Annotated in this window: 17 protein-coding genes; 9 read left to right on the top strand and 8 right to left on the bottom strand. The window is 62.3% G+C overall.

The genetic code is table 11. From position 1 onward, the window contains the following. The first annotated feature begins 50 nt into the window (after positions 1-50). The 8 genes from LG661_RS01305 to LG661_RS01270 all read left to right on the top strand — a co-directional run bounded on the left by LG661_RS01305 (position 51) and on the right by LG661_RS01270 (position 7,790). The gene (locus LG661_RS01305; protein ID WP_230530042.1) at positions 51-509 is read left to right on the top strand and encodes an acyl-CoA thioesterase; all 459 of its coding nucleotides are present in this window, start codon (positions 51-53) and stop codon (positions 507-509) included. Between the two features lie 19 nt (positions 510-528). Next, positions 529-1,656 carry a zinc-dependent alcohol dehydrogenase family protein gene (locus tag LG661_RS01300; protein WP_230530041.1) on the top strand — a complete coding sequence of 376 codons (1,128 nt, stop codon included), beginning with the start codon at positions 529-531 and terminating at the stop codon, positions 1,654-1,656. 207 nt (positions 1,657-1,863) lie between these two features. Beyond that, entirely contained in the window at positions 1,864-4,743 is a 2,880-nt protein-coding gene (locus LG661_RS01295) for a monovalent cation/H+ antiporter subunit A (RefSeq protein ID WP_230530040.1), read from the top strand. 2 nt (positions 4,744-4,745) lie between these two features. After that, positions 4,746-5,102, top strand: a complete 357-nt coding sequence (locus LG661_RS01290) for a Na+/H+ antiporter subunit C (protein WP_230530039.1) — start codon at positions 4,746-4,748, stop codon at positions 5,100-5,102. After that, positions 5,099-6,637, top strand: coding sequence for a monovalent cation/H+ antiporter subunit D (locus LG661_RS01285; RefSeq protein WP_230530038.1), 1,539 nt, complete (start codon positions 5,099-5,101; stop codon positions 6,635-6,637). Before LG661_RS01290 ends, LG661_RS01285 begins: the two co-directional genes overlap by 4 nt. Further along, positions 6,637-7,128 (top strand): Na+/H+ antiporter subunit E, encoded by a 492-nt coding sequence (locus LG661_RS01280; protein ID WP_230530037.1) that lies wholly within the window; start codon positions 6,637-6,639, stop codon positions 7,126-7,128. Before LG661_RS01285 ends, LG661_RS01280 begins: the two co-directional genes overlap by 1 nt. After that, positions 7,125-7,394, top strand: coding sequence for a K+/H+ antiporter subunit F (locus tag LG661_RS01275; RefSeq protein WP_230530036.1), 270 nt, complete (start codon positions 7,125-7,127; stop codon positions 7,392-7,394). The genes LG661_RS01280 and LG661_RS01275 overlap by 4 nt, the downstream gene beginning before the upstream one ends. A 9-nt stretch (positions 7,395-7,403) precedes the next feature. Continuing rightward, entirely contained in the window at positions 7,404-7,790 is a 387-nt protein-coding gene (locus LG661_RS01270) for a Na+/H+ antiporter subunit G (RefSeq protein WP_230530035.1), read from the top strand. A 22-nt stretch (positions 7,791-7,812) separates the two neighbouring features. Here the strand turns inward: LG661_RS01270 and LG661_RS01265 are convergent, their stop codons facing one another. The 5 genes from LG661_RS01265 to LG661_RS01245 all read right to left on the bottom strand — a co-directional run bounded on the left by LG661_RS01265 (position 7,813) and on the right by LG661_RS01245 (position 12,427). Then, positions 7,813-8,712, bottom strand: a complete 900-nt coding sequence (locus tag LG661_RS01265) for an ABC transporter permease (protein WP_230530034.1) — start codon at positions 8,710-8,712, stop codon at positions 7,813-7,815. Continuing rightward, positions 8,709-9,542, bottom strand: a complete 834-nt coding sequence (locus LG661_RS01260) for an ABC transporter permease (RefSeq protein ID WP_230530033.1) — start codon at positions 9,540-9,542, stop codon at positions 8,709-8,711. Before LG661_RS01260 ends, LG661_RS01265 begins: the two co-directional genes overlap by 4 nt. Before the next feature lie 93 nt (positions 9,543-9,635). Beyond that, entirely contained in the window at positions 9,636-10,769 is a 1,134-nt protein-coding gene (locus tag LG661_RS01255) for an ABC transporter substrate-binding protein (RefSeq protein WP_230530032.1), read from the bottom strand. Continuing rightward, positions 10,762-11,853: an ABC transporter ATP-binding protein gene (locus LG661_RS01250; RefSeq protein ID WP_230530031.1), complete on the bottom strand. Its 1,092-nt coding sequence runs from the start codon at positions 11,851-11,853 to the stop codon at positions 10,762-10,764. Before LG661_RS01250 ends, LG661_RS01255 begins: the two co-directional genes overlap by 8 nt. 181 nt (positions 11,854-12,034) lie before the next feature. Continuing rightward, the gene (locus tag LG661_RS01245; RefSeq protein WP_230530030.1) at positions 12,035-12,427 is read right to left on the bottom strand and encodes a hypothetical protein; all 393 of its coding nucleotides are present in this window, start codon (positions 12,425-12,427) and stop codon (positions 12,035-12,037) included. A gap of 171 nt (positions 12,428-12,598) precedes the next feature. On the opposite strand from LG661_RS01245, the gene LG661_RS01240 reads away from it, so the two are divergent. Beyond that, positions 12,599-12,844, top strand: a complete 246-nt coding sequence (locus LG661_RS01240) for a hypothetical protein (RefSeq protein WP_230530029.1) — start codon at positions 12,599-12,601, stop codon at positions 12,842-12,844. A gap of 40 nt (positions 12,845-12,884) precedes the next feature. Here the strand turns inward: LG661_RS01240 and LG661_RS01235 are convergent, their stop codons facing one another. From LG661_RS01235 to LG661_RS01225, 3 genes are all read right to left on the bottom strand, one after another. Further along, the gene (locus LG661_RS01235; RefSeq protein WP_230530028.1) at positions 12,885-13,451 is read right to left on the bottom strand and encodes a transglutaminase-like cysteine peptidase; all 567 of its coding nucleotides are present in this window, start codon (positions 13,449-13,451) and stop codon (positions 12,885-12,887) included. A 343-nt stretch (positions 13,452-13,794) separates the two neighbouring features. Next, on the bottom strand, positions 13,795-14,550 hold the full coding sequence (locus tag LG661_RS01230) for a calcium-binding protein (RefSeq protein WP_230530027.1): 756 nt from the start codon (positions 14,548-14,550) through the stop codon (positions 13,795-13,797). Continuing rightward, positions 14,471-15,232 (bottom strand): calcium-binding protein, encoded by a 762-nt coding sequence (locus LG661_RS01225; protein ID WP_230530026.1) that lies wholly within the window; start codon positions 15,230-15,232, stop codon positions 14,471-14,473. Before LG661_RS01225 ends, LG661_RS01230 begins: the two co-directional genes overlap by 80 nt. Between the last annotated feature and the right edge of the window lie 37 nt (positions 15,233-15,269).

Below are 15,269 nucleotides of genomic sequence, written 5' to 3'. Positions count from 1 at the left end.
CGGGCCTTGCCTCATGCACGAAGGTGGCCCGATTATTGGAGCGACCGGAAATGAAGGCCCTGAGACCCGAGAGGCAGCGGCGAAGCGAGTACAAGCGCATCATGGCCATGACGACGCGTCTGCGCGACAACGATGCCTACGGCCACATGAACAATGCCGTCTATGGCGAGTATTTTGACACGGCCGTCAACCAGACCCTGATCGAGGCCAGAGTGCTGGACCTAGTCGCGAGCCCGGCCATTGGGCTCGTTGTGCAGAGCTTCGCCCATTTCTTCGAGGCCGTAACCTGTCCCGGCCGCGTCGATGTCGGCGTTCGTGTCGCCTATATTGGTCGCTCCAGCGTCTCCTACGAGTTCGCAATGTTTCGCGACAGCGAGGAGCTGGCGGCGGCGCAGGGCGGCTTCACGCATGTCTATGTCAACCGCGAGACCCGCCGCCCTGTGGAACTGCCGGGCCCCATGCGGGACGTGTTGACGGAGCTTGCCGCTCCGGCCACGATCCGCGTTTGAAGCGACAGGAGGATTGTCCATGCGCATGCGAGCTGCCCTTCTTCGCCAGTCCGGTCTGCCGCTCCCCTACGCGCGATCGAGGCCCCTCGACATTGCGGAGGTCGAGCTGAACCCGCCCGGTCACGGCGAGGTGCTGGTGAAGATCAAGGCGGCGGGCCTGTGCCATTCCGATCTCTCCGTCATCAACGGCGACCGGCCCCGTCCGACTCCCATGGTGGTCGGCCATGAGGCCTCTGGCATCGTGGAGGAAGTGGGCGAAGGCGTGAACGATCTTGCGCCGGGCGATCACGTTGTCCTCGTCTTCGTTCCGAGCTGCGGCGCGTGCATCCCCTGCGCCACGGGTCGGCCTGCACTCTGCGAGCCGGGTGCGAAGGCGAATGGCGCAGGCACTCTGCTGCGGGGCGAAAGACGGCTGTCCATCGCCTGCGAGCCTGTCAACCACCACATCGGCGTCTCGGCCTTCGCGGAATATGCGGTGGTCTCGCGGGAATCCTGCGTGAAGGTGACCGCTCCCCTGCCTTTCGAGCACAGCGCCCTCTTCGGCTGCGCCGTGCTCACCGGCGTCGGCGCCGTCGTCAACACGGCGAAGGTGCCGCCCGGCTCGTCCGTCGCGGTGGTGGGCCTCGGCGGCATCGGCCTGTGTTCCGTGCTCGGAGCGGTCGCCTCGGGCGCCCGGCAGATCATCGCGGTCGATCTTTCCGACGAGAAGCTTGAGTTCGCACGCCAGCTCGGCGCAACCCACACGGTCAATGCGAGAAGCCCGAAGGCTGCGGAGGAGATCAGGGATCTCTCGGGCGGCGGTGTCGATTTCTTCTTCGAGATGGCAGGCGCCGTTCCGGCCTTGGAACTGGCCTATGCGGGAACCGCCCGCGGCGGCACCACGGTGACGGCCGGCCTGCCCCATCCCGACCGGAAGCTCTCGATCCAGGCCGTCAGCCTCGTGGCAGAGGAGCGGACACTGAAAGGTTCTTACATCGGTACCTGCGTCCCGCGGCGCGATCTGCCGAATTTCGTCGCCATGTTCCTGGGCGGCAGGCTCCCTGTGGATCGCCTGCTCACGCATACGTTATCGCTCGACGAGATCAATCTCGGCTTCGACCGGTTGCATGACGGCTCGGCCATTCGTCAGGTCGTCCTGTTCGACTGACCGCCCGAGCGGGTCAGGAAAATTTAAGATCTTCTGGGGATCTTGTCCGGGAATCGGGGACGCACCGCCATGTCAGCCGGTGGCGACGAGCTCCGCTACGCCCTCCAGATTCGTCCGGACAGGGCTGGAATGACGTGCTTCCAGCTTTAAGTATGGGCAATCCCGCAATTCCTGAACCAAGCCCGGCGAGGAGGAGAGACCAGGCGTATGACAATCGCTTTTCTGCCCCTGATTCCTCTCCTGGGAGCCCTGTTTCCTCCCCTGGCGATCAAATCGGGACGCAATGTCTGCGCTCTCGTCACCCTGCTCCCGACCGTCGCAGCGCTGGTGCTGCTGCTGGCCGCAGCGCCAACGGTCTATGCCGGAGGCGTCGTGCGGGCGCAGTACGAATGGCTGCCGCAGTTCGGCTTGTCCTACAGCATCTTCATCGACGGTCTCGGCCTCTTCTTTGCCGGTATGATCCTCGGCATCGGCCTGCTGATCATCATTTATGCCCGGTACTACCTGAGCCCCAAGGACCCGATGGGTCGCTTCTATGCCTATCTGCTCCTGTTCCAAGGCGCGATGGTCGGCGTTGTTTTGAGCGACAACATCCTGCTGCTCGCCACCTTCTGGGAGCTGACGAGCCTGAGTTCCTTCCTGCTGATCGGTTATTGGCGGCATCTGCCGGGAGGCCGCCAGGGAGCGCGGATGGCCCTGGTCGTCACCGGCGGCGGCGGCCTCCTGCTTCTGGCAGGCCTCCTCCTTCTCGGCCGCATTGCCGGCAGCTATGAGCTGAGCGAGATCCTCCAGCGCGGCGATATGGTGCGGGCCTCGCCTCTATACGTACCGATGCTGCTGCTGGTGCTGGGCGGAGCCTTCACCAAGTCGGCCCAGTTCCCTTTCCATTTCTGGCTTCCTCACGCCATGGCCGCACCGACGCCGGTTTCGGCCTATCTCCATTCCGCCACCATGGTGAAGGCCGGTGTGTTCCTGCTGGCGCGACTCTGGCCGGTTTTGGCAGGCACCGAGATCTGGATCCTGATTGTCTCTCTCGTGGGACTGATCACGATGCTGGTCGGGGCCTGGATCGCCCTGTTCAAGGATGACCTGAAGGCGATCCTTGCCTATTCCACCGTCAGCCATCTCGGCCTCATGACGATGCTTCTGGGCTTCGGCACGCCGATGGCGGCCGTGGCAGCCGTCTTCCACATCCTGAACCACGCCACCTTCAAGGCCGCTCTCTTCATGAGCGTCGGGATCGTCGATCATGAGGCGGGCACGCGGGATATCCGGCGGCTCGGCGGGCTTCTCTATCTCATGCCGATCACCGGTACGCTGGCGCTCATTGCGGCGGGATCCATGGCCGGTCTACCGCTCCTCAATGGTTTCCTTTCCAAGGAGATGATGCTGGAGGAAGCGGCCCATGCGGCCTATGCGGGCAATGCCTGGATCGTGCCGGCGCTGGCGACGCTAGGAGCACTGCTCTCCGTCGCCTATTCCGCCCGGCTTGCGATCAAGGTTTATCTCGGCCCTGTGCGTTCCGATTATCCGCACCCGCCGCACGACCCTCCCGCCGGCTTATGGCTGCCGGTTGCGGTGCTCGTCGCCCCTGTGATCGCGATCGGCCTCCTGCCGGCTCTTGTGGCCACCCGTGTCGTGTCGCAGACGGCGCTTGCGGTCATCGGAGGCGAACCGCTGCCCATCTTCAAGCTGGCCCTGTGGCACGGCGTGACGCCTGCCCTCCTGATGAGCATTCTTGCCTTCGCCGGAGGCCTGGGAGCCTTCGTCGCCTGGTCGGCGCTGGACCGCTTACGGCTTTCCCTGCCGCCGCCGGAAGCAAAGCGGATCTTCGATGCCACTGTTTCTGCCGCCGTGACGGGTTCCAGAGCCGCGATTGCGGCTTTGCACACCGGTTCGCTGCCGCGCTATTTCGCCGTCATCGTTGGGACCATCCTGATCGTCGGAATTGCGGGCTTTGCGTCAGGCTCCTACTCGCCAGGGATGCGGCCGATGCTGCCCGTCAATGCCCCGGCGTTTACGGTCTGGGCCATCCTTATCGCGACCTGTGCGGTGACGATTGCGGCGCATGGCAACCGCCTCCTCGCCCTCATCCTGTCGAGCATGGTCGGCCTCGGCGTCTCGCTTGCCTTCCTCCAGTTCTCAGCTCCGGATCTCGCACTGACGCAGATCTCTGCGGATGTCGTCACGACGATCCTACTGCTGCTTGCTCTCAACCTTCTGCCGCGCACGACCCCTCGAGAGACGGGACATGCCCGGAAGTTCCGCGACGGAGCCATTGCCGGGCTCGCAGGACTTGGCATCGGAGGGCTCGCCTATGCGGTCATGACCACCGACCTGCAGTCAATCTCCAGCTATCACATCGCGCAGTCGAAGCCGGGCGGCGGCGGCACGAACGTTGTCAACGTCATCCTCGTGGATTTCCGCGGCTTCGATACCTTCGGCGAGATCATCGTACTGTGCATCGCCGCGCTTGCCATCTATGCCCTGCTCGAGAGCTCGCTCAGAGGCGCAGCTGCGCGGAGGCTCGCCTCCATGCGCCAGGGCATCGAGGCGGCTGACGCACACCCTCTCATGCTCGTCGTCGTCACACGCGTCCTCCTGCCGCTCGTGCTGACAGTCGGCGTCTATATCTTCCTGCGTGGCCACAACCTGCCGGGCGGCGGCTTCGTCGCGGGTCTGGTCGTCGCCATTGCGCTGTTGATGCAGGCGATTGCCAGCGGCTACGAATGGGCTGCAATGCGCCGTCGTATCAATGCCCACACCATGCTGGCGCTCGGCGTCCTGGCCGCTGGGCTGACGGGTCTTGCATCGTTCCTGTTCGCTCGTCCCTTCCTCACAAGCACGTTCGGCTACTTCCACCTGCCCGTGATCGGTGAGTTTGAGCTGGCCTCCGCCATGGCCTTCGATGCCGGCGTCTTCCTGACCGTAGTCGGAACGGTTCTTCTGTCCCTGTCGCAGATCGCACGCGTCGGCGCACGCGCCGAGCGCAATCCGGTTCCGGAGGGGCCATCCGACATCCGCTTCCCGCAACGGGCGGATGCCGCCGTTTCCGCGGCAGCCCCGACCTATCGCCAGGAGGATTGAGTATGGAGATTCTCGTCGCGAGCGCGATCGGCTTTCTGACGGCCGCCGGCATTTATCTGATCCTGCGCATGCACAGCTTCCCTGTCATCATTGGGCTGACCTTCCTGTCCTACGCAATCAATCTGTTCCTCTTCGCCATGGGGCGGCTCGCTATCGACAGACCGCCCATCATCGCTTCGGGTGTGGAAGGATATGCGGACCCCTTGCCCCAGGCCCTGGTTCTCACGGCCATCGTGATCTCCTTCGGCATGACTGCCCTGATCGTCGTTCTTGCTCTTCGCGGGTTTCTCGAAACCGGTTCTGACCGAGTCGATGAACGCCCCTCCCCTTCCGATTCGGGTGAGCGGTACCCGTCATGAGCCACTGGATCGTCGCCCCCATCGTCATTCCGGCCTTCGCAGCGCCGCTGCTTCTGCTCGTTCGCCGGGCGCCCCATCTTCAGCGCAAGGTGTCGCTGGCTGCAACGGCACTTCTCCTCGCGGTCGGCATCGCCCTTTACGGGCTTGCCATGGACGGGACCGTCCGCCCCTATTTCCTTGGGAGCTGGCCCGCTCCATACGGCATTGTCCTCGTGCTGGACCGACTTTCGGCGACGATGGTGCTGCTGACTGCGGTTCTCGCTTCAGCCGTCGCGCTCTATTCGTTGAACGGCTGGGATGAGAAAGGGCACCACTTCCATTCCCTCTTCCAATTCCAGCTCATGGGCATCAACGGAGCCCTGCTCACGGGAGACGTGTTCAATCTCTTCGTGTTCTTCGAAGTCATGCTGATTGCCTCGTACGGTCTTCTCCTCCATGGCGGTGGGTCGAACCGGCTCCGGGCCGGGTTTCAATATGTAGCGATCAATCTTGTCGGCTCGACGCTCTTTCTCGTTGCCGTCGGATTGATCTACGGAGTGACAGGCACCCTCAACATGGCGGATCTCGCCGTGAAAGTGAGCCAGGTGACGGGTGACAGCGCGGCTATCCTGCGCACGGGAGCCCTCCTTCTCTTCCTCGTCTTCGCCCTCAAGGCCGCTCTCGTCCCGCTCCACTGGTGGCTGCCGACCGCCTACGCGGCGGCGCCTGCGCCTTCCGCCGCCCTCTTCGCCATCATGACGAAGGTCGGGGCCTACTGCATCATCCGCGTCTTCACACTGATCTTCGGCGCGGATGGCGGCGCTGCGGCTTTTGTGGCTGCGCCCTGGATCCTGCCGGCTGCCCTGGTCACGCTGCTGATCGGCGCCCTGGGCGTTCTGGCGAGCCGGGTTCTGGTCGATCTCGTCTGCTTCGCGGTCGTCTGGTCGATGGGCTCTCTTCTTGTGGCCGTGTCATTCTTCGATGCGCAAGGTCTCACGGCAGCCCTTTACTACACCCTCCACTCCACCCTGATCGGAGCGGCTCTGTTCCTCCTGAGCAATCTCATCGCCACCCGGCGCGGACGCTGGCACGGGCTGCTGCAACCCTCGCCCTCCATGGTGCAGGCCGGCCTCATGGGGGGCCTCTTCTTCCTGGCTGCCATTGCGATGGCAGGCCTCCCGCCCCTCTCCGGGTTTATCGGCAAGCTTATGATTCTCGCAGCTGCATGGCCCTCCGCTCTTGCCGGCTGGATCTGGGCAATCGTTCTCGCCACGAGCCTTGTCGTCATCGTCGGGTTCAGCCGTGCAGGAACCGTGCTCTTCTGGAAGTCCGAGGCGGTCGACGCGTCCCATCCTGAGCCGCTCCCGGAGCCGGTCCGCATCGCGCCGCTGACAGCCGCAATCCTCCTCGTGTCCGGCACGGCGCTTCTTGCCGTCTTTGCCGGGCCGGTCACCCGGCAGCTCGAGGCCACGGCTCAGCAGCTGCTTGATCCTGCGCCTTACATTGCAGCCGTTCTCGGCGAGCAGCAGACCGCAGGTCTGCCGGGGAGGCGCTGATGTCGGCACGCCTCTTTCCGCATCCCCTGCTTAGCATCACGGTCGCGATCGTCTGGCTGCTTCTGGTCAACGACATCACCGCCGGCCAGGTGGTGCTCGGCCTGTTCCTGGGCTGGGCCATCCCAAAGCTGACAAGCGCCTACTGGCCCGACCGCCCGCTTATCCGCCGTCCCGGCAAGGTGATCGCGTACGCGTTCATAGTCCTGATGGACATCGTCATATCGAACATCCAGGTGGCCTACTGGGTGCTGTACCGGCGCGGCCCTTCGCTTCGCTCCCGTTTTGTCACCGTCCCCCTGGACCTGACGAACGCAGAGGCCATTACCACCCTTGCCGGCACGATCACCATGACACCCGGTACAGTGAGCGCGGACCTCTCCGCGGATGGCAAGGCTCTCCTTGTCCACTGCCTGGAAACGGATGATGCAGAGGCAACCGTCGCCCAGATCAAGGACCGCTACGAACGCCGTTTGAAGGAGATCTTCGAATGATCGCCAGCGCCTGCCTCATCGCCTTCGGCGCCATCCTTGTCTCGGCCGTGCTGGCCCTGTTCCGACTCGTGCGTGGGCCAGACGTGCTCGACCGGGTCCTGGCGCTCGATACCCTTGTCATCAACATCATTGCCCTGATCGTCGTAATCGGGCTCTGGTTCCGCACGAGCATGTATTTCGAGGCGGCCCTTCTCTTCGCCATGGTCGGCTTTCTCACCACCGTGGCTTTCTGCAAATACCTCCTTCGCGGCAACGTCATCGAGTGAGGCTTGAATATGGCTATCTTCGAAACACTGGTGGCACTGCTCATCGTGATCGGGGCTTTCTTTCTCTTCGTCGGCTCGCTGGGTCTTGCCAAACTGCCCGACCTGATGCGGCGGCTGCATGGTCCGACCAAAGCTACGACCCTTGGCATCGGCGCCCTCCTGATCGCGTCGATGTTCTATTTCGCGCTGATTGAAGGCGATCCATCCATCCACGAACTGCTGATTACCCTCTTTCTGTTCCTGACAGCCCCGGTAACGGCGCAGATGATCGCCAAGGCCTATATCCTGCGCTCGCAACAGACGCAGAATGCCCTTCCGCCGACGGGAGGGCGCACCGGCTGGGCAACCCTCGATCCTGCACCGGCGGACGGATCGGCGGAAACTAGTCGGGACTAGCTTTTACCCGCCTGCGGCAGCGTTACTGCCCGACCTTGCTGAGCACATCGGCTTTCAGGAAGCGCTCGATTACCAGCATGAAGAGCACGGAGGGGACGAGCAGGATAAGAGCCGTGATGGACGCGATCTGATAATTGCCGCCCATGCTCGCGTTGTAGAGAAGCAGCGGCAGGGTCGTCACCTGTGGGACACCGACGAAGAAGGTGCCCGTGAACTCGTCGAGGGATTCGAGGAAGACGAAAATCGCGCTCGCCATGATGCCGGGCGCAGCGAGCGGTAGTGTAATGGTGAAGAAGGTCCGCAAGGGAGACGCGCCGATATTGCGCGCGGCCAACTCGAGATCCCTGTCGACGGCTGCAAAAGCGGCGGCCGCGATCCAGACCGAGTAGACCAGGCCATGAGCGGCGTGGACGAGCACGACACCGGGAACCGTTCCCGTCAGCCCGATGCTGTAGAAGACCCGCGCCACGTTGATATAGATCGCCACCGACGGGAAGGCCTGCGGCAGCAGGAACAGGATCATCAGAGCCGTGCGCCAGGGCAGCTTGAGGCGCGCCAAAGCATAACCTGCGGGGATGGATACCGCCAAGGCAACGAGAACCGTCAGACAGGCTATTCCGACGCTTGTGAGGAGCGACGACATGGCGTCACCCGTCGGACGGAAGACGACCTCCCAATAGCGGGTCCCATAGGTAACCGGCAGTTTGAAGGGCGCATACCAGCGTTCCGCAAAAGACCAAAGCACGAGATTGGCCAAGGGTCCGAAGAGAAAGAAAGCGAAGGCGCCGAGGCCCAGCACCTTGAAGAGCGTGGAGCCGTAGGCCCAGAACCTGACACGCGGCGCCGGTAGCCCCTGGTTCACAGGTAGCGGAATGCTCGCGGGAGCAGCACTTGCCAGCGATGTCCGAACATTGCCGCTCATGCCTGCGCTCCCTGCTTCACGTTGTGACGAAGGTAGATCCAGGCCACGGTCCCGGCGATGAGGTAGGAGATGACGCCCAGCGCATTGGCGGTGGCGTAGTCGCCATAGGAGTTGATGCGGAACGCCATATCGACAGTCAGCATTGTCGGCTGCGAGCCCGCAACCATCATGGGCACGGAGAGGACAGAGAGCATGGTGACGAAGGACAGGACGAGGCCGACTAGAAGCGTCTGGAAGACCTGAGGCAGCACGATCTCGATCAGCACCCGCAAACGTGATGCACCCAGATTGCGCCCTGCCTCGATGGTGGCGCGGTCGATGGATGCCATGGCCCCGGCGAGCATGAGTGTGACGAAAGGAACCTGCTTCCAGACGAAGGTGACGATGATCCCGCGCCAGTCTAGGAAGCTGGTGGCCTGAAGCGGCTCCATCAGCCCCAACGCCACGAAGGAATTGTTCATCAGTCCGTTCTTCGCGAGAAAGGTCCGCATACATTGGGCTGCGACGATGAAGGGAATGAAGAGCGGCCAGCGGTAGAGGTTGCGCAGGGCTGTGATGAGCCAGGGCGTTTCGCTCAGCGTCAGGATGCCTGCAATGGCGATGGAGATGAGACCTGTCAGCAGCGTAGAGACGATAACGATAAACAGGGTGAACAGAATATCCGTGGAATAAAGCTCATAAGCCTTCTGGAAGTGAGTGAGCGACAGGCGGCCGCTCTCCTCCGTAAAGGCGGAGACCAGGGAGAAGCCGAGGGGGTACAGAAAGAGTGCTCCGATCATCGCCAGAGCCGGAGCAATAAGCGCCAAGCCGATAAGAGACGGTCTTTCCATGCCCGATCCTTCCCCCACACAGGCCACGCGGGCCATGGATTTACGGGCGGCTCATGATCCGAGCCGCCCGCGTGCCAGCCTCAGCTGGAAGTCTCAGTTCGCGACCTTCTTCTCGTAGGATTCGAGAATGTCGTTGAAGTAGGGAGCGATCGGGAAGGGCTTGCCGTTCGCCGCGAGAGAATCGGGCGTGATATCGGCGAAGAGCTGGTTCCAGGCAGCCTTGTCGAGCTTGCCTTCCAGGTTCTTGGCGTCGATGCCCGGATACCAGTTGAAACGCTTCACGATGCCTTCGGCCTGCACCTCAGGGCTCGTCGCGAGCGCAACGAACTCGGCGGCGAGCTTGTCCTGCTTGGTCGTGGCCGGGACAGCGTAGTACATCGGCTGGCCGGGCATGCCGGGGGAGATGAGCTTCAGGCGGGTGTTCGGCGGCAGCTTGCCCTCGGCCTTCCAGGTGTAGAACATGTCGACCCAGACCGGCCCCATGGCGATCTCGCCTCGGTTGAGCATGTCGAGCGTGCCGGCATTGCCGGGGGTGATGACGACGTTCTGATTGAATTCCTTCAGGTCGGCCAGTGCCTTTTCCCACTTCGCCTTGGTCGCGGCGTCATAGGGACCCTTCTCCAGTTTGGCCGCATCGCCGCCGAAGGCCGAGACCCAGCCCGTCACGAAGGCAACGCCGGACATGCCGCCTTTGATGCCGTTGTAGCCGAACTGCTTCCGGTTGTTCTTCACCCAGTCGCGCAGCTCGGCATAGCTGCCGGGAGCCGTCTTGACGAGGTCGGGGTTGTAGGCGAGCGCCGTCTGCGAGTGGAACATCGGCATGACATAGCCGGTCACCTCGGTGCCGAGCGCGTTGTCCGCCGTTTCGCGCGTCACGAGCTTGCCCGTCGGCAGAGCATCACGGTACTTCCTGAGCAGCTGGCTCTTCACCATCTCGCCCGCGGCCTTCTGGTGGATGACGACCACGTCGAAGTCGGAAGCGGCGCCGGCCTTCTTCTGCGCGTCGAGCTTCTCGAAGATCTTCTGCGAACCGCCATCGCCGGGCCCGGTGCCGACAGCGACGACCTTCACACCCGGATGGCTCTTCTCGAAAAGCGGACCGAGATAATCCTTAATGTAGTCGACCATGTTCTGGTCGCCCGCCGTCGCGACGTTGAGCGTCTGCGCGCTCGCCGCATTCGTCATCAGAAGAGCTGCGAGACCCGCAGCCACGAGACCTTTACGCATGGACTTTTCCCTTGGGTTGAGTGGCAGGAAAGAGGTGCAGAAGTTCGAGCGGCAGGCGCAGGCCTACCGGGCGATCGACCTCGTGGTATTGCCCGTCTGTTACACTAAAGTGACGGTCACCGACGGCGACAAGGTAACGGTAGCTTCCACCCGGATATGTTCGCTGCGCGATCCTGCCCGGCAGAACGAGAGACCCGTCGATATGCGCGTGAGGATCCTCTAGCGAGGCGGCGTCATCACGGAAGTATGCCGTGACCGGACCGACCGGAACTGGGCCATCCCATGTCGCAGCGCTGCCGTTTCCGGCATGAACTTCGACGCTGAATCCGGAAGGTCGCACATCGAGTTCGATGGTGTTCTCGGCACCCATGAAACTGGCGACGAAGGGAGAGTTGGGACGGTCGAAGACCTCCTCCGGCGTCCCGACCTGCACAATCCGGCCCGCATCCATCACCACGATCCTGTCAGCCATGGTCATGGCTTCCTCCCGGTCGTGCGTCACGTGGACGGCCGTGAAGCCGAGGCGGTTCTGGAGGGATTTGATTTCCGATCTCAGCTGGATGCGCACCTTGGCGTCGAGGTTCGACAGAGGCTCATCGAGCAGGAGGATCTTGGGCTCGATGGCCAGGGCACGTCCCAAGGCCACGCGCTGACGCTGCCCCCCTGAGAGGTTCGTCACCGTACGGTCCTCAAGCCCTGAGAGTCCGAGTATCTTCAGGATCGCCGCGACACGGCTTCTGATCTCATCCTTGGGTACGCTGCGCAGGCGCAGACCGTAACCGACATTGCCGAGAACGGTCATGTGCGGCCACAGGGCATAGGACTGGAACATCATGGCCATGCCGCGCTTCTCGGGCGGCATATCAACGACGTCGCGGCCGAACAGGCGGATGCTCCCACCGGAAGCCTTCTGGAATCCGGCAATGGTCCTCAGGAGCGTGGTCTTTCCGCAGCCGGACGAGCCGAGGATGGCAATGAATTCTCCGGGAGCCACAGTGAGATTGACGCCGTGCAGCACCGGCTGGCTGCCGTAGCTCACCTGAAGGCGGTCGACATCGATTGCCGCCACGACAGAACTGTCCATAATCCCCGGATCTCCCTTCGGACGCTTTTGTGCGCCTCTTCTTGAGCCGGGAGATCACAGTTTTATGTCAGCGGCGCGCATCCGCTGTTGAGGAGCCGCGCAAGATCGGCCCGTGATGGCTAACCACCGCCCTTTCCGACAGGCATTCGCGCCTCAGGTCAAACGCGTAAGAGAAGGCCGGCTACCTTCGCCGGCCTAACAGAGATGCAACGATACCGCCGGATGCGGGCTCGACCGGGCGCTCGACCTCGACAAGGAACGGGTCCGGTTCTGAAGCGGTCTCCAGGGCGATCTCCGGCACCACATCCTGCTCCGGCTCCTGTTGAATCTTGGAGAGGATTTCGATCCGGCCGGGGAAGTCGTCCGCGCGTTCGTATAGAACATAGTTGCGATAGCCTGGCCTGATCGCCTGCTCCCGATCCAGCACGACCTCATAGGTCACGTCGACAATGAAGGCCCGTCCTCGCAAGGTGCTCACGTCGACCCGGCTCACGACGCCCTCGGCGAAGCTCACGGTCAGACCGGAAGGATGATAATAGACGCGGACTTCGTCGCCGACAGAGATCTTCGTCATTCGCAGAGGGCTTCCGAGGCTTGACTGATCCATCTCCAACGTTCCGGACAAGCTTTTGTTCTCACGGGAGATGAACCATACTGTCCGGAGGATTTCCGCGCCTCAACGGTCCGCACAGAAACGTTTGGGCAGGCGCTCAGCCTCGACATGCGTCTCAGCGGGGGAGGTCTTGTGATCCATCTCGCCTCCGGATGGATCGCGCCGCCTCTTCAGGCGTCTGCCGAGTTGCTCAACCTCATGCTCCGTCATTGGGCGCCCGTGAGCGCCCATTATGTCGACGATGTCCTCGGGAAGCGCGTTGGCCTGTTCCTGCAGGAGAAGAAGGGCAGCCTGGATCGTATCCAGCTCTCGATCGTCGACGGCAAGGGTGACAATCTGCATCTGAACCTGCTGCTGCGAAGCACGCGTTCAGGCTAGTGCAACTTAAGGCATTATCATGGCAGGGAGTGCACCCGGATCATCTGTTGGCAGTGACGATGGGCGCCATCATGTCGCCGAGCGCCACCCAGGCTGCGCTGTTGGTGCCTTCCCGCTTGTGATAGACGTAACCGGTCTCCTGCCAGGGAAGGACTTCGTTCCTCTTGTTGTCGAGGATGAAATCGCCGCGATCGGTCAGGAGCATCAGCACGGCGTGACCTTCGCCCTTCTCGTCAAGTACGACGGCCATCCGCATAGCCCTCTGCGGCAGACCCGCCTTGGTCAGGAGCCTGCGCTTGAGAAGCTGAATGTCCTCGCAATCACCCATGCCGTCATCGGGATAGTCCCAGCGGTCGAGGACACCCCAGTGGTCCTGGTCCGTCACCGGCAGGATCATCGCATTCACGCGCCGGTTCACCTCGACTATGGCGCGCCACTGTGACGGACTGAGATTGATCCTGGCCTGCTGAAAAAGATCCACGGCGCACTCGTCCGGACGATCCTCGCAAAACCTGATCCAGGCAGAGGTCGGAAAGGCCCTCCCCTGGGAGGGAATCGCCTCGGCGGCGACGGGGAGCGGCAACAGCGGCTCTGCAACGGCCGTCATGTTCAATCCCGCAAGAACCATGGTGCAGAGACAGATGATCCTGGCGAGGCGATTGAGACGCTCTCGATGACCGTCTTTACGCTGAGCACGACCAATCGTGGAGGAGTGAAAGGCCGTTTCCAACCCCGACGAAACACCGCATTCAAGTCTGCCCATGGCAAGGCTCCAGCCGCACAACCGGGAGCTTGGACGGCTTTGGTAAACGGAGCCTTAAGCGGTGATCGTCAGTCGGCCATTCTTCCTCTTTGCCGCACTTCGCAGACACACGGTCACGGCACCTCAACTACAAAAAAGCCTGCGCAGGAGGTCCGCGCAGGCTGCTGGTCAGGTTCTGTGACCCAGATCAGATGACGTAGAAGTCCTCATAGGTCATCTTCTGGTTCTTTTTCAGCTGCGCGAACTCGATGGCATCCTTCGAGCCGGAACCGGCATCGTAGTACAGCTTACCTGTCTTCTTGTTGTAGATCAGGTAATCGTCCTTGTCCTTGGCCTCCGTGCCGACGGTGAAGAACTTCTTGTTCAGCTTGGCCGGCTTCTTCTCCGAGCCCTTCTTACCGAGTTTCTTGAAGTACTTGTTCTCGAGCCAGACCGTATCGTCCTTCGCGCTGAAATCCGAGATCTTATCGAAGTTCTTCTTCTTGTTCGACTTCGCCGAGGAGAGCTTCGTATCGAACACGAAGGCGTCGCGACCCTTGTCGCCGTAGAGGCGATCCAGTCCGGCGCCGCCGCGGATCACGTCGTTGCCGGACTGGCCCCAAATCCGGTCATTGCCGTTGAAGCCCTTCATGAGATTGGCGCCTTCGGTCCCGGTCATTGCATTCGACGAGTTGGATCCATAGAGGCTATGGGAGGCCTTGCCGACCCCGCCTGCGAACTTCAGCACCTCGACATGGGCGCTCTTTGCCACCCAGTAGGAGGAGGCAATAATGGCATCGTTGCCGCCCTTGAATACTTCATGGATCTTGTCGCTCTTGTGGTCGACATAGTAGACGTCGTTGCCACTGCCCCCGATGAGAACATCAGAGCCGCCCTTGCCGTCGAGACTGTTGGCCCCTTCGTTGCCGACAATGGTGTTGTTCAGCGCGTTGCGCGAGAGCACCAAAGCGGTCGTCGCATTTGGATCCAAGGGGGAGAGGTTTTCGACAGGACCGACGAGAGCATAGCTTTGGCTCGTTCCGCACGGTGTCGATGCCGGAGATGTCGATGATCGTGTCCTCCAGGGGATCGATATAGACGTCGTTTCCGGTGCCTTCTTCCAAAGTGTCAGTGCCTGCGCGGCCGTCGAGCGTATCGTGTCCGCCTCCGCCTATGAGGTGATTGACATCATGACTGCCGACCAGCACGTCGTTGAATGTGGAGCCGATGATGCCCTGGATGCTATCATAGGTGTCCCCTACGGCCTCCCCACCGTTCAGGGCGGGATTCAAGAGGCTGACCGTCACGCCGCCCGTAGCGGCGGCATAGGAAGCGAAGTCGAACCCGTTGCCGCCATCGAGCAGGTCGGCGCCGGCACCGCCTGAGAGCGTATCCAGGTGATCGCCGCCATAAAGGGTGTCGTCCCCCTCCCGTCCGGAGAGGAGATCGTTTCCGCCGCGGCCGGATAGATCGTCGTTCCCGCCCTTGCCGTCGAGGACGTCGTCGGCGTCATCTGCGCCTTCGTAGGTATCGCCTTCCTCGGTGCCCTCCCAGGGAGCCAGCGCCGCCGACGCGGGCGAGGCGATATCATCTGCCTGAAGCCCGGCCTGATCGTCAAGATCCAGCATGTAAGGTTCCCTGGCCATCGCGCCCCTCCATCGTGTTACGTTGGGACGTATCACA

This window comes from Microvirga roseola, from assembly GCF_020866965.1.
Classification (GTDB): Bacteria; Pseudomonadota; Alphaproteobacteria; order Rhizobiales; family Beijerinckiaceae; genus Microvirga; species Microvirga roseola.
Note: the sequence above shows the minus strand (reverse complement) of the source record. Positions and strands in the feature narration are given on the sequence as shown.